Source organism: uncultured Methylovirgula sp. (genome assembly GCF_947646745.1).
In the GTDB taxonomy this organism is placed as follows: domain Bacteria; phylum Pseudomonadota; class Alphaproteobacteria; order Rhizobiales; family Beijerinckiaceae; genus Methylovirgula.
Window position 1 is genome coordinate 43,126 of record NZ_CANSHK010000012.1, and the last position, 21,368, is coordinate 64,493.

General features: G+C 61.5%; 19 protein-coding genes and 1 pseudogene. 19 read left to right on the forward strand and 1 reads right to left on the reverse strand.

Annotation, left to right across the window (positions count from 1 at the left end):
- Window positions 1–49: 49 nt before the first annotated feature.
- A complete protein-coding gene (locus Q0025_RS05260; RefSeq protein WP_297296726.1) occupies window positions 50–1,603 on the forward strand; it encodes a bifunctional aminoglycoside phosphotransferase/ATP-binding protein in 1,554 nt (517 codons plus the stop codon).
- Here the strand turns inward: Q0025_RS05260 and Q0025_RS05265 are convergent.
- Window positions 1,581–2,576, reverse strand: a complete 996-nt coding sequence (locus Q0025_RS05265) for a zinc-dependent alcohol dehydrogenase family protein (RefSeq protein WP_297296764.1) — start codon at window positions 2,574–2,576, stop codon at window positions 1,581–1,583. The two genes, Q0025_RS05260 and Q0025_RS05265, sit on opposite strands and share 23 nt — an antisense overlap.
- A gap of 232 nt (window positions 2,577–2,808) precedes the next feature.
- On the opposite strand from Q0025_RS05265, the gene Q0025_RS05270 reads away from it, so the two are divergent.
- The 18 genes and pseudogenes from Q0025_RS05270 to Q0025_RS05355 form a co-directional block, all read left to right on the forward strand.
- Window positions 2,809–3,120: a phasin family protein gene (locus tag Q0025_RS05270; protein ID WP_297296728.1), complete on the forward strand. Its 312-nt coding sequence runs from the start codon at window positions 2,809–2,811 to the stop codon at window positions 3,118–3,120.
- Window positions 3,121–3,486: 366 nt separating this feature from the next.
- Complete coding sequence (locus Q0025_RS05275) at window positions 3,487–3,852, forward strand: NADH-quinone oxidoreductase subunit A (RefSeq protein WP_297296730.1); 366 nt, start codon at window positions 3,487–3,489, stop codon at window positions 3,850–3,852.
- Window positions 3,843–4,412 carry an NADH-quinone oxidoreductase subunit B family protein gene (locus Q0025_RS05280; protein ID WP_297296732.1) on the forward strand — a complete coding sequence of 190 codons (570 nt, stop codon included), beginning with the start codon at window positions 3,843–3,845 and terminating at the stop codon, window positions 4,410–4,412. Before Q0025_RS05275 ends, Q0025_RS05280 begins: the two co-directional genes overlap by 10 nt.
- 12 nt (window positions 4,413–4,424) lie before the next feature.
- Window positions 4,425–5,066, forward strand: coding sequence for an NADH-quinone oxidoreductase subunit C (locus Q0025_RS05285; protein WP_297296734.1), 642 nt, complete (start codon window positions 4,425–4,427; stop codon window positions 5,064–5,066).
- Window positions 5,063–6,250: an NADH-quinone oxidoreductase subunit D gene (locus tag Q0025_RS05290; RefSeq protein ID WP_297296736.1), complete on the forward strand. Its 1,188-nt coding sequence runs from the start codon at window positions 5,063–5,065 to the stop codon at window positions 6,248–6,250. The genes Q0025_RS05285 and Q0025_RS05290 overlap by 4 nt, the downstream gene beginning before the upstream one ends.
- A pseudogene (gene nuoE / locus Q0025_RS05295) lies at window positions 6,247–6,834 on the forward strand (NADH-quinone oxidoreductase subunit NuoE); the annotation flags it as partial. The gene Q0025_RS05290 and the pseudogene nuoE, both read left to right, overlap by 4 nt.
- Window positions 6,835–7,067: 233 nt before the next feature.
- Complete coding sequence (gene nuoF, locus Q0025_RS05300; RefSeq protein ID WP_297296738.1) at window positions 7,068–8,378, forward strand: NADH-quinone oxidoreductase subunit NuoF; 1,311 nt, start codon at window positions 7,068–7,070, stop codon at window positions 8,376–8,378.
- A gap of 4 nt (window positions 8,379–8,382) precedes the next feature.
- The gene (gene nuoG / locus Q0025_RS05305) at window positions 8,383–10,464 is read left to right on the forward strand and encodes an NADH-quinone oxidoreductase subunit NuoG (RefSeq protein ID WP_297296740.1); all 2,082 of its coding nucleotides are present in this window, start codon (window positions 8,383–8,385) and stop codon (window positions 10,462–10,464) included.
- A gap of 8 nt (window positions 10,465–10,472) precedes the next feature.
- Window positions 10,473–11,489: an NADH-quinone oxidoreductase subunit NuoH gene (gene nuoH / locus Q0025_RS05310; protein ID WP_297296742.1), complete on the forward strand. Its 1,017-nt coding sequence runs from the start codon at window positions 10,473–10,475 to the stop codon at window positions 11,487–11,489.
- 9 nt (window positions 11,490–11,498) lie between these two features.
- Window positions 11,499–11,987 (forward strand): NADH-quinone oxidoreductase subunit NuoI, encoded by a 489-nt coding sequence (nuoI, locus tag Q0025_RS05315; protein WP_297296744.1) that lies wholly within the window; start codon window positions 11,499–11,501, stop codon window positions 11,985–11,987.
- 54 nt (window positions 11,988–12,041) lie between these two features.
- Complete coding sequence (locus tag Q0025_RS05320; RefSeq protein WP_297296746.1) at window positions 12,042–12,650, forward strand: NADH-quinone oxidoreductase subunit J; 609 nt, start codon at window positions 12,042–12,044, stop codon at window positions 12,648–12,650.
- A gap of 2 nt (window positions 12,651–12,652) precedes the next feature.
- Window positions 12,653–12,961 (forward strand): NADH-quinone oxidoreductase subunit NuoK, encoded by a 309-nt coding sequence (nuoK, locus tag Q0025_RS05325; protein WP_297296748.1) that lies wholly within the window; start codon window positions 12,653–12,655, stop codon window positions 12,959–12,961.
- 7 nt (window positions 12,962–12,968) lie between these two features.
- Window positions 12,969–15,026 (forward strand): NADH-quinone oxidoreductase subunit L, encoded by a 2,058-nt coding sequence (nuoL, locus tag Q0025_RS05330; protein WP_297296750.1) that lies wholly within the window; start codon window positions 12,969–12,971, stop codon window positions 15,024–15,026.
- Window positions 15,026–16,549, forward strand: coding sequence for an NADH-quinone oxidoreductase subunit M (locus tag Q0025_RS05335; RefSeq protein ID WP_297296752.1), 1,524 nt, complete (start codon window positions 15,026–15,028; stop codon window positions 16,547–16,549). The genes nuoL and Q0025_RS05335 overlap by 1 nt, the downstream gene beginning before the upstream one ends.
- Window positions 16,546–17,979 carry an NADH-quinone oxidoreductase subunit NuoN gene (gene nuoN, locus Q0025_RS05340; RefSeq protein ID WP_297296754.1) on the forward strand — a complete coding sequence of 478 codons (1,434 nt, stop codon included), beginning with the start codon at window positions 16,546–16,548 and terminating at the stop codon, window positions 17,977–17,979. The genes Q0025_RS05335 and nuoN overlap by 4 nt, the downstream gene beginning before the upstream one ends.
- A 3-nt stretch (window positions 17,980–17,982) precedes the next feature.
- A complete protein-coding gene (locus Q0025_RS05345; protein ID WP_297296756.1) occupies window positions 17,983–18,753 on the forward strand; it encodes a biotin--[acetyl-CoA-carboxylase] ligase in 771 nt (256 codons plus the stop codon).
- Between the two features lie 13 nt (window positions 18,754–18,766).
- Entirely contained in the window at window positions 18,767–20,437 is a 1,671-nt protein-coding gene (locus Q0025_RS05350; protein WP_297296758.1) for a ribonuclease J, read from the forward strand.
- Window positions 20,438–20,550: 113 nt separating this feature from the next.
- The coding region (locus Q0025_RS05355; protein WP_297296760.1) for a HAMP domain-containing sensor histidine kinase at window positions 20,551–21,368 on the forward strand (818 nt) is incomplete at its 3' end.

Genomic DNA, 21,368 nt, shown 5'->3' on the forward strand with positions numbered 1-21,368 from the left:
GGCCGCCCGCAATTTATGCGGCGCTTCATCCATCGCATGAAGAGAGCCCGTGGGCGTTCAGACCGAAAATCAGGACGAGATTTTCGCCTTCCTCGCGAAGCCCGCGACCTATGGCCTTGCTGATTCAGCCAAAAATTCAATAAAGCGCATCGAGACCCATGGCGCCGTGGTGTTTCTGGCCGGCGCCGATGCCTACAAAGTCAAGCGCGCCGTTTTCTTTCCTTTCATGGATTTCTCGACGCTCGAAAGGCGCCGCGTCGCCTGCGAAAACGAAATCCGTGTCAACCAGCCGAACGCGCCCGAGATCTATCTCGAAACGCTGCCGATCCGCCGCACGGACGCAGGGCTTCGGCTTGGCGGTCGCTCGGGCGCGATTGTCGAATGGATCGTTCACAGCCGCCGTTTCGACGAGGATCAGACGCTCGACAAGCTTGCCGCGCGCCATGCGATCGACCTTTCGATTGCGGCGCGGCTTGCCGAAAGTGTGGCCGCAGCGCATGCGCGCGCGCCACGCCGGACTCTCGAAACGGCACGGCGGTTTTATGAATGGATGACCGGCACGCTCGACGGTCTCGCGGCCGCGGCCACCTTCGCGCCGGACGACGTCGCGCCGCTTCGCGCAAATTTTGAGGCGGCCTATTCGGCCGTTGCGCCATTGCTCGAAGCGCGCGAAGCGCAAGGCAAGGTCCGCCTTTGTCACGGCGACCTGCATTTGCGCAATATTGTCCTGCAAAACGGCAGGCCGGTTCTCTTCGATGCCATCGAGTTCGACGATCTGCTGGCGACGATCGACATCCTCTACGACCTCGCTTTCCTCCTCATGGATTTCTGGCAAAGAGGGTTACGCGCGCACGCCAACCTCTTGTTCAACCGGTATCTGTGGCGTGCGCCTGAACTTGAGCAGGAACTTCAAGGATTGGCCGCCTTGCCGCTCTTTCTGGCGCTGCGGGCGGCGATCCGGGCGCGCGTCGTGGCGGCATTGTCGGACCTCGCCGCCGCCGATCACAGCGCCGAGGCACACCAATTCTTCGCCGCCGCCGCGGGCTTTTTGCAGCCGCAAAAGCCGCGGCTTGTGGCAATCGGCGGCCTCTCGGGCACAGGCAAAAGCACGCTGGCCGCGGCGCTCGCCAGTAGCATCGGCCATGCGCCCGGCGCTGTTCATCTGCGCAGCGATATCGAGCGAAAGCGGCTTTGCCTTGCAGATGAATATGAAAGGTTGCCGCAAAATGCTTATCGGCCAGAGCTGACTGCGGAAGTCTATGCGCGGCTCTTGCGTCTGGCCGAGATCGCCTTGCGCGCCGGCCAGAGCGTCATCGTCGATGCCGTTCACGCTCGGCCAGAGGAGCGCGACGCCATGGCGACGCTGGCGGCGCGCTTGCGCGCGCCCTTCACTGGCCTTTGGCTCGAAGCGCCGGTTGAAACCCTCGTCGCCCGGGTCGAGGCGCGTCAAAACGATGCCTCCGATGCCCGCGAAGCGGTCGTTCGAGAGCAGGTGGCGCGGCCGCTTGGGCGGCTCGACTGGCTGCGGCTCGACGCCGGCCAGCCGCTCGTCGCGCTGGTCGGAGCGGCGCAGAATGCGCTCAATCGTCCTGGGGCGGGATAAGTACGGCGGCGCCATGCAGCCTGCCGTGGCGCAGGTCGGCCAAGGCTTCGTTGGCCCGCTCAAGCGGATAGGGCGTCGTCGTGGTTTTGATGTCGGCGCCGGCCGCGATCTTGAGAAAATCGAGGCCGTCCTGGCGGGTCAGATTGGCGACCGAGAAAAGCTTCCGCTCTTCCCAGAGAAGATCGTAGGGAAATTCTGGAATGTTGCTCATATGAATGCCGGCGCAGACGACGATGGCGCCTTTTTTCACCGCGGCAAGGGCGAGGGGCACCAGCGGCCCGACCGGCGCATAGATAATCGCCGCGTCGAGCTTTTCCGGCGGCATTTCATCCGAGCCGCCGGCCCAGACTGCGCCCAGTCTCCGGGCGAAATCCTGCGTCGCGCGATCGCCGGGGCTGGTGAAGGCAAAAATCCTGCGACCAAGTTTCGCGGCGACTTGCGCAATGATATGCGCGGCGGCGCCAAAACCATAAAGCCCGAGCGTTTCGCCGTCACCGGCCATGACAAAGGAGCGCCAGCCGATTAGCCCGGCACAGAGCAAGGGGGCGAGCGCCTGATCTGCGCACTCTTCGCCGAGCGGAAACGTATAATGTGCATCGGCGATCGCGCGCGTGGCAAAGCCGCCGTTGCGCGTATAGCCGGTGAAAATCGGCGCATCGCAGAGGTTTTCGCGGCCGCTGAGACAAAACGGGCAATGGCCGCAGGTATGGCCGAGCCAAGGAATACCGACCCGCTCGCCAAGATGCAGATCGGTGACGTCTGCGCCAAGCGCATCGATGCGTCCAACGATTTCATGTCCGGGCACGATCGGTACCTTCGGATCGGGCAATTCCCCATCGACGACGTGGAGATCGGTGCGGCAAACACCGCAGGCGCTGACGCGGACGCGAATTTGTCCCGGGCCAGGTTGCGGATCGGGCAGATCCTCATAGACAAGCGGGGCGCCAATTTTATGCAGGACCATGGCTTTCATCGCATCACCGAAATTGCCGCCGGAATCTTCGCGGGAATTCTTCGAAAGTGAATTTTTCGTCACATCGCTTGAATATGCTTTTTGGTGGTCGAGTTAAATTCTCAGGCTAGAATAACGCAACAATAAGCCACGCAGCGAGGGCTAAGCTGCTGTGCGACGGCTTTCTTGCCGCGCTCCGTCATTGGCAAATCTGAAGTACAGGCGAGGCATTCGCGCCTCGGTGGAGGACGTCATGGAAACCCAAGCGATCAATTCGGAAGTCCAGAACGCGCAGAACAAATTCATGGCGGCGGCCGCGCCGCTGCAGGAGGTTTGGCGGCAGACTTGGATCGAATGGCCGGTCGCGCTCGCTTCGGAATCCTTGCGCTTCGCCGCGCATCGGCTGCGCGCGCACAGCGATTTCTATGGCAAGCTGCAGAGCTGCGGCTCGGTCCCGGAGCTTATTGAAGCGCATTCCGACTTCATGCGCGGCGCTTTCGATGATTACGGTTCGGAAGCGAGCAAGGTCATTAAAGACGCAACGAAGCATACGCCCGCGGCGTGAGCTTTTGCTGCGCGCCGGCCAGGCTGGCGCGCAGCCTTTCGGGCCCGCTGCCGCAATCGAATCATGGCAGCCGAACGCGGCCTCGATTTTGCGAGGCAAAATGTTTTTTAATTGCAGCATTCGGGTCACATGTTCGTTGCGTGCGCCGCGCCCCGATTGCCGGCTCAGTTACTAAGGCCTTGAAATATTTATTATCCGTCCTATCTCCCGGGCGAAGAAGACGGGCCTTCTCCGCGCCGCTGAAGAGAAGCCTGGATAAGACGAAGTGCGCAAAGCGTCGCACCCTTGCTTCCGCGATTGCACTGCGGTAGGGAACGAAAAACTGGGACCGGGAGGGTGCCAGTAGACCTGCCTAGGCTGATGATAATGCAAAACCTGCTCAGCCAATATTTGCCGTTGGTCATCTTCATGGCTGTTGCGGCGGTCATCAGCGCGGCTCTGGCCGTGGCGCCTTTCCTGTTGGCCTTCAAGGCGCCGGACAGCGAGAAGCTCTCGGCCTATGAATGCGGCTTCAATGCCTTCGACGACGCGCGCATGAAATTCGACGTGCGCTTCTATCTCGTCTCATTGCTTTTCATCATCTTCGACCTCGAAGTTGCCTTTCTCTTTCCCTGGGCCCTGGCTTTCAAGGCGATCGGCACGGCGGGTTTTTGGGCCGTCATGGTCTTTCTCGGCGTTTTGACGATCGGCTTCGTCTATGAGTGGAAGAAGGGAGCCTTGGAATGGGATTGAACGCTGCGCTCGAAACCGTGCCCGGCTCGCTCGTCCATCCGGCGACCGGCAAGCCGGTGCGCTCCGACGATCCGAGTTTTCTGGCGATCAGCAACGAGCTGGCCGACAAGGGCATGCTCGTGACGACGGCGGATGCGCTGATCACCTGGGCGCGCACCGGCTCTTTGATGTGGATGACCTTCGGTCTCGCCTGCTGCGCGGTCGAGATGATGCAAGTCTCGATGCCGCGCTACGACGTGGAACGATTCGGCTTTGCGCCGCGCGCCTCGCCGCGGCAGAGCGATGTGATGATCGTTGCCGGCACGCTGACCAACAAAATGGCGCCGGCGTTGCGCAAGGTCTATGACCAGATGCCGGAGCCGCGCTACGTCATCTCGATGGGCTCCTGCGCCAACGGCGGCGGCTATTACCATTATTCTTATTCGGTGGTGCGTGGCTGCGACCGGGTCGTGCCGGTCGATATCTATGTGCCGGGCTGTCCGCCGTCGGCGGAGGCTCTGCTTTACGGCGTGCTGTTGCTGCAGAAAAAAATCCGCCGCACTGGGACGATTGAGCGTTGAGGATTGATGCGGATGAGCGACGCGCTTCGGGCCCTTGGAACTTCGATCGCTGCCACATTGCCGGGCGCCATCCGCGCCCACGCCGTTGACTATAATGAGCTGACGCTCGAGGTCGAGCCGTCGCGCTTGATCGAGACGGTGCGTTACCTGCGCGATGATCCTTCCTGTCTCTTCGTCTCTTTCATCGATTTGACCGCGGTCGATTATCCGACGCGCGTGCCGCGCTTCGATGTCGTCACGCATCTGCTCTCGCCGAAGCATAACCGGCGCATCCGGGTCAAGGTCGCGACGGAGGAGGATCAGCCGGTGGCCTCGCTCACCGCGCTTTACCCGGCCGCCAATTGGTTTGAACGCGAGACCTATGATTTGTTCGGCGTGCTCTTTTCCGGCCATCCCGACTTGCGCCGCATCCTCACCGACTATGGCTTCGAGGGCCATCCCTTGCGCAAGGATTTCCCGATGACCGGTTATGTCGAAGTCCGCTACGACGATGCCGAAAAACGCGTCGTCTACGAGCCGGTCAATCTGCGGCAGGAATTCCGCAGTTTCGACTTTCTGTCGCCGTGGGAAGGCGCAATCGATTACGTGCTGCCCGGCGACGAAAAAGCAAGCGTGCCGCCGGCGGCGGAGACTCCGCAGGTCAAGCCGCAATGAACGAGCAGAACGTCCGCAATTTCTCGATCAATTTCGGCCCGCAGCATCCGGCCGCGCATGGCGTGTTGCGCCTCGTTCTCGAACTCGATGGCGAAATCGTCGAGCGTGTCGATCCGCATATCGGACTGCTCCACCGCGGTACCGAAAAGCTGATGGAGGCGCGCACCTATCTGCAGAACGTGCCCTATTTCGACCGGCTCGATTACGTCGCCCCGATGAATCAGGAGCACGCCTTCTGCCTCGCCATCGAAAGGCTGCTCGGCGTCGAGGTGCCGCGCCGCGCTCAATTGATTCGCGTGCTCTATTCCGAAATCGGCCGCATCCTTTCGCATCTCCTCAACGTCACGACACAGGCAATGGACGTCGGCGCGCTGACGCCGCCGCTCTGGGGGTTCGAGGAGCGCGAAAAGCTGATGGTCTTTTACGAGCGCGCCTCGGGCGCGCGCATGCACGCCGGCTATTTCCGGCCGGGCGGCGTGCATCAGGACTTGCCGCCGCAATTGATCGAGGACATCGGCGCCTGGTGCGATCCTTTCTTTAAGGTGCTCGACGACCTGCAAGAGCTTTTCATCGAAAACCGCATCTTCAAGCAGCGCAATGTCGACATCGGCGTTGTGAGCCTTGAGGATTGCTGGCGCTGGGGTTTTTCCGGCGTCATGGTTCGCGGCTCCGGCGCGCCGTGGGATTTGCGCAAAGCGCAGCCTTACGAGTGCTACGAGGAGATGGACTTCGATATTCCCGTCGGCCGGCACGGCGACAATTACGATCGCCAGGTCATCCGCATGGAAGAGATGCGGCAGGCGACGAAGATCATGCAGCAATGCGTCGAGAAGCTCATGTCGCCGGGCGGCCAGGGTCCGGTGCATGTCCAAGGCAAGGTCGCGCCGCCGAGCCGCGCCGAGATGAAGCAATCGATGGAAGCACTGATCCATCACTTCAAGCTTTATACCGAGGGCGTGCACGTGCCGGCGGGCGAGGTCTATGCCGCGGTCGAAGCGCCCAAGGGCGAATTCGGCGTCTATCTCGTCTCCGACGGCACCAACAAACCTTACCGCTGCAAAATCCGCGCTCCGGGCTTTGCGCATTTGCAGGCGATGGATTTCCTCTGCCGCAAATCGATGCTGGCCGATATCAGCGCCATTCTCGGCTCGATCGACATCGTCTTTGGCGAGGTCGATCGATGAGCGTGCGCCGCCTTGCCGAAGTGCAGCCCGAGAGCTTCGCCTTCACGCCGGAGAATGAGGCGCGGTGCGCGCAGGAGATCGCCAAATATCCGCCGGGCCGCCAGGCCTCGGCCATCATCGCTTTGCTTTGGATCGCGCAGAAGCAGAACGGCGGCTGGCTGCCGAAACCGGCGATCGAGAGTGTCGCGGCGAAGCTCGGCATGTTGCCGATCCGCGCGCTCGAGGTCGCGACCTTCTACACGATGTTCAATCTCGCGCCGGTCGGCAAATATTTCATCCAGTTCTGCGGCACGACGCCCTGCGTCCTGCGCGGCGCCGATACTATCAAAAAAGTCCTTGAAAGACGCATCGGCCCGCAAAACCATGTGACGGCGGACGGTACCTTTTCCTGGCTCGAGGTCGAGTGTCTGGGGGCCTGCTGCAACGCGCCGATGGTGCAGATCAACGACGATTATTACGAAGACCTAACCGAGGAAAATTTCAACACGCTGCTCGATGATCTTGCCGCCGGACGTCCCGTCAAGACGGGGTCGCAAACCGGCCGTAGAACCTCCGAGCCCGCCGGCGGTCTGACCTCGCTCACGAGTCTTTACGGCCGCGACGGCGTCAGCGGCCCAGAGAGCATGCACGCGGCGCCGAGCGGCGGCGCTGCCGGCGCCGCGCGCGGCGAATGGCGGGTCCAGAACGAGGCGCCGGGTGAGCCAGCGAGCGAACGGATCAAACAAGAGCACAAACATTCCGTCGCGCAGCCGGAGAAGACCGTTGCGGCGCCGCCGCCCGCGGTCGAGCCCGGCTCCGGCGAACATTGAGGTCCGCGATGCTCGAAGATAAGGATCGCATCTTCCTCAATCTCTACGGCTTCGGCGACTGGCGTCTGAAGGGCGCTCAGGCGCGCGGCGGCTGGGACAATACCAAGGCCATCATCGACAAGGGCAAGGACTGGGTCATTAATGAGATGAAGGCCTCGGGCCTGCGCGGGCGCGGTGGCGCCGGCTTCCCGACGGGTCTCAAATGGTCCTTCATGCCGAAGCCCGACCCGGCGCGGCCGTCCTATCTCGTCGTCAATGCCGACGAGTCCGAGCCCGGCACCTGCAAGGATCGCGAGATCCTTCGCAACGATCCGCATCTCTTGATCGAGGGCTGTCTGCTCGCGTCCTTCGCGATGCAGGCGCATGCCTGCTACATCTATATCCGCGGCGAATATCGCCTGGAATTTGCACGCATGCAGGCGGCGATTGACGAGGCTTATGAAGCCCGTCTCGTCGGCCAAGACAATGTTCATGGCTGGCCTTTCGACATTTACGTGCATCACGGCGCCGGCGCCTATATCTGCGGCGAGGAAAGCGCGTTGCTCGAATCGCTCGAAGGCAAGAAGGGCATGCCGCGGATGAAGCCGCCGTTCCCGGCCAATATGGGCCTCTACGGCTGTCCGACGACGGTGAACAATGTCGAATCGATCGCCGCCGCGCCGGCGATCCTGCGCCGCGGCGCCGCCTGGTTCTCGAGCTTCGGCGCTGAGAACAACAAGGGCACGAAGCTTTATTGCATCTCCGGCCACGTCAACACGCCATGCAATGTCGAAGAGGCGATGTCGATCCCGTTCCGCGAATTGATCGAGCGCCATTGCGGCGGCATTCGCGGCGGCTGGGACAATCTGCTGGCGGTCATTCCCGGCGGCTCCTCGGTGCCGCTGGTGCCGGCGCATGAGATCATCGACGCGCCCATGGATTTCGACACGCTGCGCAATCTGAAATCGGGCCTCGGCACGGCGGCGGTGATCGTCATCGATAAATCGACCGATATCGTTCGCGCCATTACCCGCATCAGCTATTTCTACAAGCACGAGAGCTGCGGCCAATGCACCCCGTGCCGCGAGGGCACGGGCTGGATGTGGCGCGTGCTGACCCGCATGAGCGAGGGGCGCGCGCAAAAGCGCGAGATCGATTTGCTGCTCGAAGTGACGACCGAAATCGAAGGCCATACGATCTGCGCGCTGGGCGATGCGGCGGCCTGGCCGGTGCAGGGCTTGATCCGGCATTTCCGTGCCGAGATCGAAAAGAAGATCGACGATTATTCGGCCAATCCGCATTCGGAACCCGTGGCCGGTCTCGGCGTGGCGGCGGAGTAGGGCGATGACGGAACCAGCCAAGCTCAGCAAGCTCATCGTCGACGGCGTCGAAGTCGACGTGCCGCCGGACTATACGCTGCTGCAGGCCTGCGAGGCTGCGGGCGCGGAGATTCCGCGCTTCTGCTTTCACGAGCGGCTGTCGATCGCCGGCAATTGCCGCATGTGCCTCGTCGAGGCGAAGGGCGGTCCGCCGAAGCCGGTTGCCTCCTGCGCCATGGCGGTGCGCGATCTGCGCCCTGGCCCGAAAGGCGAGCCGCCGGTCGTCTTGACCAATTCGCCGATGGTGAAGAAGGCGCGCCATGGTGTGATGGAATTCCTGCTCATCAATCATCCGCTCGATTGCCCGATCTGCGACCAGGGCGGCGAATGCGATCTGCAGGATCAGGCCGTCGCTTTCGGCTTTTCCGGCTCGCGCTATGCCGAGAACAAGCGTGCGGTCGAGGACAAATATATCGGTCCGCTCGTGCGCACCTCGATGAACCGCTGCATTCATTGCACGCGTTGCGTCCGCTTCACCGCGGAAGTCGCCGGCACCGGCGACATGGGCGCGATCGGCCGCGGCGAGGATATGGAGATCACGACCTATCTCGAAACCGCGATGGGTTCGGAACTGCAAGGCAATATCGCCGATCTCTGCCCAGTCGGCGCCTTGCTGCCGAAGCCCTATTCGTTCAAGGCGCGGTCCTGGGAGCTGACGAAAACCGAATCCGTCGATGTGATGGATGCGCTCGGCTCTTCGATCCGGGTTGATACGCGCGGTCGCGAGGTGATGCGCATCCTGCCGCGGATCAATGATGCGGTGAACGAGGAATGGATTTCCGACAAAACGCGCCAGATTGTCGACGGCTTGAAGACGCGGCGGCTTGACCGACCTTATATCCGCGAGAATGGCCGGCTTCGCTCGGCGAGCTGGCAAGAGGCTTTCGCCGCGATCGCCGCGAAGATCAAGACGGCGCCCGCCGCGCGCATCGGCGCGATCGCCGGCGACCTTGCTGCGGCGGAAGAGATGTTCGCGTTGAAGCTGCTGATGCAAAGCCTGGGCGTCGTCTCGCTCGATGGCCGCCAGGATGGCAGCAAGCTCGATCCGAAATTCGGCCGGACAAGCTATATTTTCAATCCGACCGTCGCCGGCATCGAGGACGCCGATGCGATCCTGATCATCGGCTCCAATCCGCGCAAGGAGTCGCCGGTCTTCAATGCGCGCATCCGCAAGCGCTGGCTGAAGGGCAATCTGCTCGTCGGCCTCATCGGCGAAAGGGCCGATCTCACCTACGATTACAATTATCTCGGCGCCGGGCCGGAGAGTCTCGCCCGCTTCGTCGATCATCCGCCGGCGCAAAAAGAGCGGCCGTTGCTGTTTCTCGGCCAGGGCGCTCTGGCGCGGCCGGACGGCCAGGCGATCCTCGCGCTCGCCGCCAAGGCGGCGATTTCGCTCGGCTGCATCAAGGAAGGCTGGACCGGCTTCGGCATTCTGCACACTGCGGCGGCCCGCGTCGGGGCGCTCGATCTCGGCTTCGTGCCGGGCGAAGGCGGTCTTGATGCACTGAGCATGGCGAAGGCCGGCGCGCTCGACGTTCTCTTCAATCTCGGCGCCGATGAAATCGGCATCGCGCCGGGCGCCTTCGTCGTCTATCAAGGCACGCATGGCGACCGTGGCGCGCATCGCGCCGACGTCATTCTGCCGGGGGCGACCTATACCGAGAAGCCGGGTCTTTACGTCAATACGGAAGGCCGCGTGCAGCTCGCCGAACGGGCGAATTTTCCGCCTGGCGATGCGCGCGAGGACTGGGCGATCCTGCGCGCCTTGTCGGCGGTCGTCGACAAGACACTGCCGTTCGATTCGCTCCATGCGTTGCGGCAGAAGCTTTTTGCCGATTATCCGCTCTTCGCCAAGATCGACGAAATCGTCGCAGGCGACCCCGCGGATCTGACGAAGATTGCCGATGGCGGCGTTGCGGCAAGCGACAGGCCCTTCGTGTCGCCGGTCAATGATTTCTTCCTCACCAATCCGATCGCGCGCGCCTCGGCCGTCATGGCCGAATGTTCGGCGCTGGCGCGCGGCAGCCTGAAGCAAGCGGCGGAGTAGGATCGATTATGGACGTTCTGGCGCTGCTGCTGACCCTTCTGAAGAGCGTCGTCCTGCTCGTCGTTCTGCTGATCTTCATTGCTTATATCCTCTACGCTGATCGCAAGATCTGGGCGGCGGTGCAATTGCGGCGCGGGCCGAATGTCGTCGGTCCCTGGGGGCTGTGGCAGAGCTTTGCCGACATGATCAAATTCGTGCTGAAGGAGCCGATTATTCCGGATAGCGCGAACAAGGGCCTGTTCGTTTTGGCGCCGGTCATCACCGGCTTTCTGGCGCTTGCCGCCTGGGCGGTCATCCCGATCAGCCAGGGCTGGGGCGTCGCCAATATCAACGTCGGCATTCTCTATATTTTCGCGATCTCGTCGCTCTCCGTCTATGGCATTATCATGGGCGGCTGGGCGTCGAATTCGAAATATCCGTTTCTGTCAGCGCTGCGCTCGGCGGCGCAGATGGTTTCCTATGAGGTCTCGATCGGCTTCGTGCTGATCACCGTGCTGCTTTGCGTCGGCTCGCTGAACCTTGAAGATATCGTCAAGGCGCAGGACACGCGCTTCGGGCTTTTCGGCTGGTATTGGCTGCCGCTCCTGCCGATGTTCGTGATCTTCTTCGTCTCGGCTTTGGCGGAGACGAACCGGCCGCCGTTCGATCTCGTCGAAGCGGAGTCCGAACTCGTCGCCGGCTTCATGGTCGAATATTCCTCGACGCCCTACATGCTTTTCATGCTCGCCGAATATGTGGCGATCATCACCATGTGTGCGCTGGGATCGATCCTTTTCCTCGGTGGCTGGCTTTCTCCGATTCCGTTCGCGCCGTTCACCTGGATCCCGGGCCCGATCTGGTTCGTGTTGAAGGTTTGCGGCCTCTTCTTCATGTTCGCCATGGTGAAGGCTTTCGTGCCGCGCTACCGCTACGATCAGCTCATGCGGCTCGGCTGGAAAGTGTTCCTGCCGATCTCGCTCTTCATGGTGGTTCTCGTCGCCGCGGTGCTTCAGCTCACGGGCTGGGGCAGCGCGATGGCGCAGTGAGGTGATGCGATGAAAATCGAAGCTGCGGCCAAATCGCTCTTCCTGAAGGAATTCGTCGGCGCGTTCTTTCTGTCGATGCGCTATTTCTTCAAGCCCAAGGCGACGCTGAATTATCCGCATGAAAAGAATCCGCAATCGCCGCGCTATCGCGGCGAGCACGCCTTGCGACGCTATCCGAACGGCGAAGAACGCTGCATCGCCTGCAAGCTTTGCGAGGCGATCTGTCCGGCGCAGGCAATCACGATCGAGGCGGGGCCGCGCCGCAACGATGGAACGCGCCGCACGACCCGTTACGACATCGATATGGTGAAATGCATCTATTGCGGCTTCTGCCAGGAGGCCTGCCCCGTCGATGCGATCGTCGAGGGGCCGAACGCCGAGTTCTCCGTCGAAACGCGCGAGGAACTCTACTTCGATAAAGCCCGGCTGCTTGCCAACGGCGACCGGTGGGAGCGGGAAATTGCCCGCAACATCGCCCTCGATGCGCCGTATCGATAAGAATAAGAGGGGGAAGATGGCGATGATGGACAAGGCAAGCGGGGGATCGACGCGGTGAGTACCGTCACCTTCTTCTTCTATCTCTTTTCCGCCATCATGATCGCCTCGGCCTTTATGGTGATCACCGCGCGCAATCCCGTTCATTCGGTGCTGTTTCTCATCCTCGCTTTCGTCAATGCGGCGGGGCTTTTCCTGCTGCTCGGCGCGGAATTTTTGGCGATGATCCTCGTCATCGTCTATGTCGGCGCGGTCGCCGTCCTCTTCCTCTTCGTCGTGATGATGCTCGACGTCGATTTCGCCGAGTTGAAACAGGGCTTCCAGCGCAATCTGCCGTTCGGCGTCACGGTCGGCGGCATCGTCCTCGTCGAGCTCGCGTTTTGCGTCGCGGCCTGGCATCTCGGCGCCGGCACGCTCGGCCAGACGGCATCGCCGATGCCCCACGGTCTCACCAATACGGCGGCGCTCGGCCGCGTGCTCTATACGCAATATGCTTATCTCTTCGAGGCCTCGGGGCTTGTCCTGTTGACGGCGATGGTGGGCGCGATCGTGCTCACTTTGCACCATAAGCAAGGCGTCAAGCGGCAGATTATTGCCGAGCAGAATGCGCGCACCGCAGCCACCGCGGTCGAATTGAAGAAACAGCCCTCGCGGGCAGGAGTGTAGCGATGCACGTTGCGCTAGGGCATTATCTTGTTGTCGCCGCTATCCTCTTCACGCTCGGCGTCGCCGGCATCATCATCAATCGCAAGAACATCATCATCATTTTGATGTCGGTCGAGCTGATTTTGCTTTCGGTCAATATCAACCTCGTCGCCTTTTCGGCTTTCCTGGGCGATCTCACCGGCCAGGTTTTCGCGCTCTTCGTGCTGACGGTCGCGGCCGCGGAAGCTGCGATCGGCCTTGCCATTCTCGTCACCTATTATCGCAACCGCGGCACGATCGCGGTCGAAGACATCAACCTGATGAAGGGCTGAGCGGCGCATGTATCAGGCGATCGTCTTTCTTCCGCTGGCGGGCTTTCTGATTGCCGGCCTGTTCGGCCGGTTTATCGGGCCGCGACCGTCCGAGCTTTTCACGACGAGCTTGCTTTTTGTTGCCGCGGCGCTCGCCTGGGTCACCTTTGCCGGGTTTCTAACCAACCAAAGCCCGTCGTCGATCGAGCTTCTCACGAGTTGGTTCAACTCCGGCACTTTGCACGTCGACTGGGCTTTGCGCGTCGATACGCTGACTGCCGTCATGCTCGTCGTCGTGACGACGGTCTCGGCGCTCGTGCATCTTTATTCGATGGGCTATATGCACGACGATCCGTCGCGCCCGCGCTTCTTCGCTTATCTGTCGCTGTTCACCTTCGCCATGCTCATGCTGGTGACGGCGGATAATCTGGTGCAGATGTTCTTCGGTTGGGAGGGCGTCGGCCTCGCTTCTTATCTGCTCATCGGATTCTGGTATCAGAAGCCGTCGGCCAACGCCGCGGCGATCAAAGCGTTCGTCGTCAACCGCGTCGGCGATTTCGGCTTCACGCTCGGCATCTTCCTCGTCTTCATCCTGACGAATTCGGTGACCTTCGATCCGATCTTCGCCGCCGCGCCAGGACTCGCGCATAAGACTATTCACGTCTTCGGCGCCGATCTTGATGCGATGACGATCACCTGCCTGCTGCTCTTCATGGGCGCGATGGGCAAATCGGCGCAATTTCTGCTGCACACCTGGCTGCCCGATGCAATGGAAGGCCCGACGCCGGTTTCGGCGCTGATCCATGCCGCGACCATGGTGACCGCCGGCGTCTTCATGGTCGCCCGGCTTTCGCCCCTGTTCGAGCAATCGCCGACGGCGCTGGCCTTCGTCACCTTCATTGGCGGCACCACAGCCTTTTTCGCGGCCACAATCGGCCTCGTGCAAAACGACATCAAGCGCGTCATCGCCTATTCGACTTGTTCGCAGCTCGGCTATATGTTCGTCGGCCTTGGCGTCGGCGGCTATTCGCTCGGCATTTTCCATCTCTTCACCCATGCCTTTTTCAAGGCGCTGCTGTTCCTCGGTGCGGGCTCGGTGATCATGGCCATGCATCATGAGCAGGACATGCGGAAGATGGGCGATCTTGCACGCAAGATTCCGGTGACCTTCGTCATGATGACGGTCGGCACATTGGCGCTGACAGGCTTTCCGCTGACGGCCGGCTATTTTTCTAAGGATGCGATCATCGAGGCGTCCTATGTCGGCCACGGCTGGACCGCCGTCTACGCCTTCATCCTCGTGACGGTCGCCGCAGGGTTGACGTCCTTTTACTCATGGCGGCTGGTGTTCATGACCTTCTTCGGTCGCGCGCATTGGGACGCGGCGCATGATGATCATGCTTCGGTCGCGGTCGCGCACCGGCACGCCGATCATGCGCCAGACTCGCATGCGGCCGCTCATGTCGATCATTCTCATTCTCATGACGAGCATGCCCATGACGAGCATGCCCATGCGCTCAATCCGCACGAATCGCCGCCAGTCGTCCTGATCCCGCTTTATGTGCTCGCCTTCGGTGCGCTGGTCGCGGGCCTGATCTTCAAGCACGATTTCATCGGCTCGGGCAGCGCGGAATTCTGGAAGTCGTCGCTCTTCTATGGTCCGGAGAATCATATCTTGGAGGCGATGGAGCACGTGCCCGCGCTCGTCAGCCTGTTTCCGACGCTGATGATGCTCGGCGGCTTTTTCCTCGCGCTCTATTTCTACATTCTCGCGCCCGGCACGGCGCAGAAATGGGCGGAGGCCATGCCCGGGCTTTATCGCTTCCTGCTCAACAAATGGTATTTCGACGAGCTTTATGACCGCATCTTCGTGCGGCCGGCATTTTGGCTCGGCAATCTGTTCTGGAAGGGCGGCGATCAGAATATCATCGATCGCCTCGGCCCTGATGGCGTCGCGGCGCGCGTCGTCGATGTCACCAATCGCGTCGTGCGGCTGCAGAGCGGCTATCTCTACCATTACGCGCTCGCCATGCTGATTGGCGTTGCCGCGCTGATCACCTATTACCTCGTCGGGAGCCTGCGCTGATGTTCGGTTTCGGCATCCTCACGGGGCTCGTCTTTCTTCCGCTCGTTGGCGCCGCCTTCATTCTGGCCCTGCGCGGCGACGACGAGGCGACAAAGAACAATGCGCGCTGGGCGGCGCTCGCAACGACCATCGTCACCTTCCTGTTGTCGCTCGCCGTTTACGCGAAGCTCGACCTCGGTTCTTCGGCCTTCCAGCTCGTCGAAGAGAAACATTGGTTCGGCGGCGGTCTTGTCTACAAACTCGGCCTTGACGGGCTCTCCGCACCGTTCGTCCTGCTGACAACTTTCCTGATGCCGTTCTGCATCTTGGCCTCATGGCAATCGATTCAGAATCGGGTGAAGGAATATATGGTCGCCTTCCTGATCCTCGAGACCTTGATGGTCGGCGTCTTCTGCGCGCTCGACCTCATCTTGTTCTATTTGTTCTTCGAAGGCGGCCTCATCCCGATGTTTCTCATCATCGGCATTTGGGGCGGCAAGAGACGCGTCTACGCGGCGTTCAAGTTCTTTCTCTATACGCTGCTCGGTTCGCTCCTGATGCTCATCGCCATTATGGCGATGTATAGCTATGCCGGCACGACGGACATCACGGTTCTCCTCAAAACCGCGTTTCCGGCGGGGATGCAGAAATGGCTCTGGCTCGCTTTCTTCGCCTCCTTCGCGGTGAAGATGCCGATGTGGCCGGTGCATACCTGGCTTCCCGATGCTCACGTCGAGGCGCCGACGGCGGGCTCGGTTATCCTTGCCGGCGTGCTCCTGAAAATGGGCGGATACGGTTTTCTGCGCTTTTCCCTCCCGATGTTCCCCGATGCCTCGGCCTATTTTGCCCCGCTCATCTTCGCGCTGTCGATCATCGCCATCATCTACACCTCGCTCGTCGCGCTGGTGCAGACCGACATGAAGAAGCTCATCGCCTATTCATCGGTCGCGCATATGGGTTTCGTCACGATCGGCTTATTTTCGATGACGCAGCAGGGCATCGAGGGTGCGATCTTCCTGATGATCTCGCATGGCCTCGTCTCCGGCGCGCTCTTCCTTTGCGTCGGCGTGGTCTACGACCGGATGCACACGCGCGAGATTGCGGCCTATGGCGGCTTGGTCGAGCGGATGCCGCTCTATGCCGCGGCCTTCATGATTTTCACCATGGCCAATATCGGCCTGCCGGGCACATCAGGCTTCGTCGGCGAGTTCCTGTCCATGCTCGGCGCTTTCCGCATTAATTCCTGGGTCGGCGCTTTCGCTGCGCTGGGCACGATTCTTTCCGCCGCCTACGCGCTTTACCTTTATCGCCGCATCATTTTCGGCGTCCTGGACAAGCCGAGCCTGCAAAATATCCTCGATCTTTCGCCGCGCGAGATCGCGATCATGACGCCGTTGATCTTGCTCGTCATCTATTACGGCGTCCATCCGGGGCCGATTCTCGACTGGACCGCCAATTCCGTCGCCAATCTCATTCACGGCACAGGTGCGCGCTTCGCCTCGGCGCACACCATTGCTTTGCAGACAATAGGTTTCTCCGAATGACGCACTTCGGGTTCATCTTTGCGCTTTCGCATAGTCTGCCCGAGGCCATACTGGCGGTCGGCGTCCTCGCGCTGCTCCTGGTCGGCGCGATGCGCGAACGCGCAGAACTCATCATCACGGAGCTGGCGGTCGGCGTTCTCGGCCTCGCGTTCCTATCGCTGTTCAGCGGCAAGGCGAATGCGGTGCTCTTTGGCGGCGCCTTTGTCGATGACGGGTTCGGCCGGTTTGCCAAAGGCCTCTGTTATATCGGTTCGATCGTCACGCTGCTGATCGCACATGATTTTCTCGTGCGCGAAAAGATCAACAAGTTCGAGTTTCCGGTGCTCGTTCTGCTGTCGACGCTCGGCATGTCGATGCTCATTTCTGCAGACGGGCTCATCGCGCTTTATCTTGGCCTTGAGCTGATGTCGCTTGCGCTTTATGTCGTCGCCGCGTTTCATCGCGACGATGCCAAGGCCTCGGAGGCCGGCCTCAAATATTTCGTGCTGGGCGCGCTGTCTTCCGGCATGCTGCTTTATGGCGCTTCGCTGCTTTATGGTTTCGCCGGCACCGTGTCCTTTTCCGGCATTGCCTCAGCCGTAACGGGCACGCCGTCGCTGGGCGTGATTTTTGGCCTTGTCTTCCTCATGGCCGGCTTAGCCTTCAAGATTTCGGCTGTGCCTTTTCATATGTGGACCCCGGATGTCTACCAGGGCGCGCCGACGCCGGTGACGGCCTTCTTCGCGTCGGCGCCGAAAATCGCAGCTTTTGCGATTACGGTGCGGGTCATCATCAGTGCCTTTCCGGGGATCGCGCTGCAATCGCAGCAGATCATCATTTTCATTTCGATCTTGTCGATGGCGCTCGGCTCCTTCGCCGCTATCGGCCAGCAGAATTTCAAGCGGCTGATGGCCTATTCCTCGATCGGCCATGTCGGCTTTGCGCTTGTCGGTCTCGCGGCACATAATCAGGCGGGCACTGCCGGCGTCCTCTTTTATCTCGGCGTCTATCTCGTCATGGTGCTTGGCACCTTCGCCGCAATCCTGTCGATGCGGGTTGACGGCAAGCCGGTCGAGAATATCAGCGATCTCGCCGGACTTGCCCGCTCGGACGGCGCAATGGCCTTCTATCTGTCGATGCTGATGTTCTCGCTTGCGGGTGTGCCGCCGCTTGCCGGCTTTTTTGCCAAATTCTATGTCTTCAACGCGGCGGTTCAGGCTCATCTCGTCCCGCTCGCGGTTATCGGTTTTCTGACCAGCGTCGTCGCCGCCTATTATTATTTGCGCGTCGTCAAAATCATCTATTTCGATGAACCGACCGCAGTCTTCGACAAAGCGCCGCGGGTCCTGCACGTGGTTCTTGCCGCGGCTGGCCTATTCGTTCTGTTCCTCTGGGTCTATCCGTCGCCGTTCGTCGCGGCGACGGCTGCGGCTGCGAAAAGCCTGTTCTGATCTTTGACCGGACCGGCCGATCCATTCATACTTTCGGACTCGGCGATCGCGGCCGGATATGACCTCGTCGTCTATGAGACGATCGGCTCGACCAACGACGCCGCCTTTGAGCATGCGCGCGGTGGCGCCAATCGCACGTGGGTCGTTGCCCGTGCACAGACCGCGGGACGCGGCCGTCACGGCCGCCAATGGCAATCGCCGCCGGGCAACCTGTACGCGAGCGTGCTGCTGATTGACGTTGCGACCCCGCAGACAGCGCCGCAAATCGGCTTCGTTGCGGGCATTGCGCTCGCGCGCGCCTTGCGGCAGCTCGTGGCCGAGCCGGCGCGCATTGGTGTGAAATGGCCCAACGATATTCTGCTCGACGGCGCAAAACTTGCTGGAATTCTCGTCGAGGGCCGGGTGCTCGCCGATGGCGCTTACGCCATTGTCGCCGGCTTCGGCGTCAACTGCCAGTCGCGCCCGCCGGATCTGCCCTACCGGGCTGCGGCATTGGCCGAAGCGGGTGTGGGGCGGAGCAAAGCGGCGGATGTTCTCTTTTTGCTCTCGCAGCAGATGGCCGATTGGCTGCGCGTTTTCGAACAAGGCTTTGACGCCATCCGTGCGGAATGGTTAAGCCTTGCAGCCGGGATTGGCGCGCCAATCAAGGTCAAGACCGCGACGCGGCAATTCGAGGGGATCTTCCAGTCGATTGACGCCGATGGCCGCTTGATTCTCGTTGATGCGAGCGGCGCGCATTCGATCGAGGCCGGCGATGTGCTTCTCGGCCATTGAATAAGGTGAGTGGATGGACGCGGCGGGAAGTGAACTGGTTTTTGTAGCACTGGGCGGCCTTGGCGAAATCGGCATGAATGTCGCCCTTTATGGGCTCGGGCCGAAGCGCCAGCGCAAATGGCTGATGGTTGATTGCGGCCTTGCCTTCGCCGATGCGGAAAAGGCGGGGATCGAGATTATCCTGCCGGATCTCGCCTTCGTCGATAAGATCAAGCGCGATCTCGTCGGACTGATCATCACGCATGCGCACGAGGACCATATCGGCGCCGTCGCGGAACTCTGGCCGCGCTTTCGCTGCCCGGTCTTTGCGACGCCTTTCGCGACGGCGCTCCTCGCGGCTCGTCTCGAAGGGATTTCCAACGCGCCGGAAATCGCGATTTCGCCGGTCAAGCAGGGCGAGCGCATCAAGCTCGACCCCTTCGATGTTGAATTCATCCCGGTCGCGCATTCGATACCGGAAAGCTGCGCGCTCGCGATCCGCACGCCGCAAGGCTTGATCCTCCACACGGGGGATTGGAAAATCGATCCCGAACCCGGGCTTGGCCTGCCGACCGATGCGGCGCGGCTGACGGAGATCGGCAACGAAGGCGTGCTTGCGCTCGTCTGCGATTCCACCAACATCCTGCGTGACGGCATAAGCCCTTCGGAGGCCGAAGTCGCTCTGGCATTGAATGAGGTCATCGGCGCTGCCGGCGGCCGCGTCGTCGTCACCACCTTCGCCTCGAATGTCGCGCGCATCCGGGCCGTGGCACTCGCCGCAAGGGCCGCGGGCCGCAAGGTCGTTCTCTTGGGCCGCGCCATGGAGCGCGTCGTCAATGTCGCCCGCGAGAACGGTTATCTCGAAGGCATCGAGCCTTTCCTTTCGGGCGAGGCTTACGCGTCGCTCGGGCGCGACGAGATCGTCGTCCTTGCGACCGGGAGCCAAGGCGAGCCGCGCGCGGCCATGGCGCGTATCGCCATTGACGATCATCCGATTGCCAAGCTCGCGCCGGGCGATACGGTGATCTTCTCGTCGCGGACCATTCCCGGCAATGAGCGCGAGGTCGGGCGCATCGTCAACAATCTGGTCGGGCAGGGTATCGAAGTCATCACCGACCGTACGGCATTGGTTCATGCCTCGGGTCATCCGCGGCGCGGCGAAGTCGCTAAGTTTTACGAATGGGTACGCCCGAAGATCGTCGTGCCGGCGCATGGCGAGGAATTGCATCTCGCCGAACATGCCATTTTCGCTGCCGAGTGCGGCATTGCCACCGTCGTCAAGGCGCGCAATGGCGACATGGTCGTGCTTGCGCCGGGCGAGCCGGCGATCATCGACGAGGTGCCGCATGGCCAGATCGCGCGCGACGGCAGCATTCTCGTGCCTTTGGAGGCCGAGTCCATCAAAGCCCGTCAGCGCCTCGCCTTCGGCGGGGTCGTCGCCATTGCCTTGGCGATCGACAGGAAGGGGGAAATGGCCGGCGTCCCCGACGTCGTTCTGACAGGGTTGCCGGAGCGCACTGAAGCCGGAGTTCCGCTCGACGAAGTCATTGATGCGGCTCTGTTTCAGACCTTCGACTCGCTGCCGCGGCCGAAGCGGCGCGACGCCAATGTCGTCTCGGTTGCGATCGAAAAGGCGGTCCGGGCGGCTGTCGGCGTTGTCTGGAACAAGAAACCCACGGTCCACGTGCTTGTGATCGAGGTATAGCCCGCATAGACAACCCCTGGGTCCGGTCTGTAAAATTCCCTATCGTTCGCGATACAAGGTCAATCGCACGATTTTTCGGCTAGGCTCCGAGGCGAAATCCGATCGGTCAGCAGATGATGAATTTTATTGATCCCGATGGACGGGACGAAAATTCCGCGGAGGCCGAGGGCGCTGGTCAGCGCATCGAGAAGCTGACCAAGATCAATCGCGTGCTGATGCGCCGCGCCGAACGCGCAATGGACCAGCCAGAAAATGCCGCCTCGCTCTTCCAGACTGTCATCGCGCTCGGCAGTGAAGCCAAGGCCCGTACCGAGGAACTCAAGACAGTTCTCGCGCAATTGGAGCGCTCCAATCTCGAACTGAAGCGCGCGCGCGATGTCGCCGAGCGGGCCGACCGGATCAAGACAGGCTTCTTTACCGCCGTCGGCCATGACGTCCTACAGCCGCTGCAGGCTGCCCGATTGACCTTGTCGGCGTTGGCCGAGATGGAGGATGGCCAGCCGGGCCAGCCGCTCGTCGCGCAGGTCGACCAGGCCTTGTCGATCGTCGAAGATCTGCTGCGTACCATCCTCGATCTGTCGCGACTGGAGACCGGCGCGCTGAGGCCGAATGTTCAGCCCGTCGATCTCAACGAGGTCTTCAATTCCGTGGTTGGCGGGCTGCTGCCGCTTGCGGTCGACAAAGGGATCGGCTTGCGATGCCGCAAGACGCGCTTCTGGGTGATGTCGGACCCGCAGATGTTGCGCCGCATCGTGCAAAATCTCGCCGCCAATGCCGTGCGCTATACGGAAGCCGGGCATGTCTTGATTTGCGCGCGGCCGCGGGGCCGCGATGTTTGCATCGCCGTCTATGATACCGGCCCCGGGATCGCGGCGCGGGAACGCGATGTCATCTTCCAAGAGTTCGAGCGCGGCGAAGCCTCGGAGCGCGG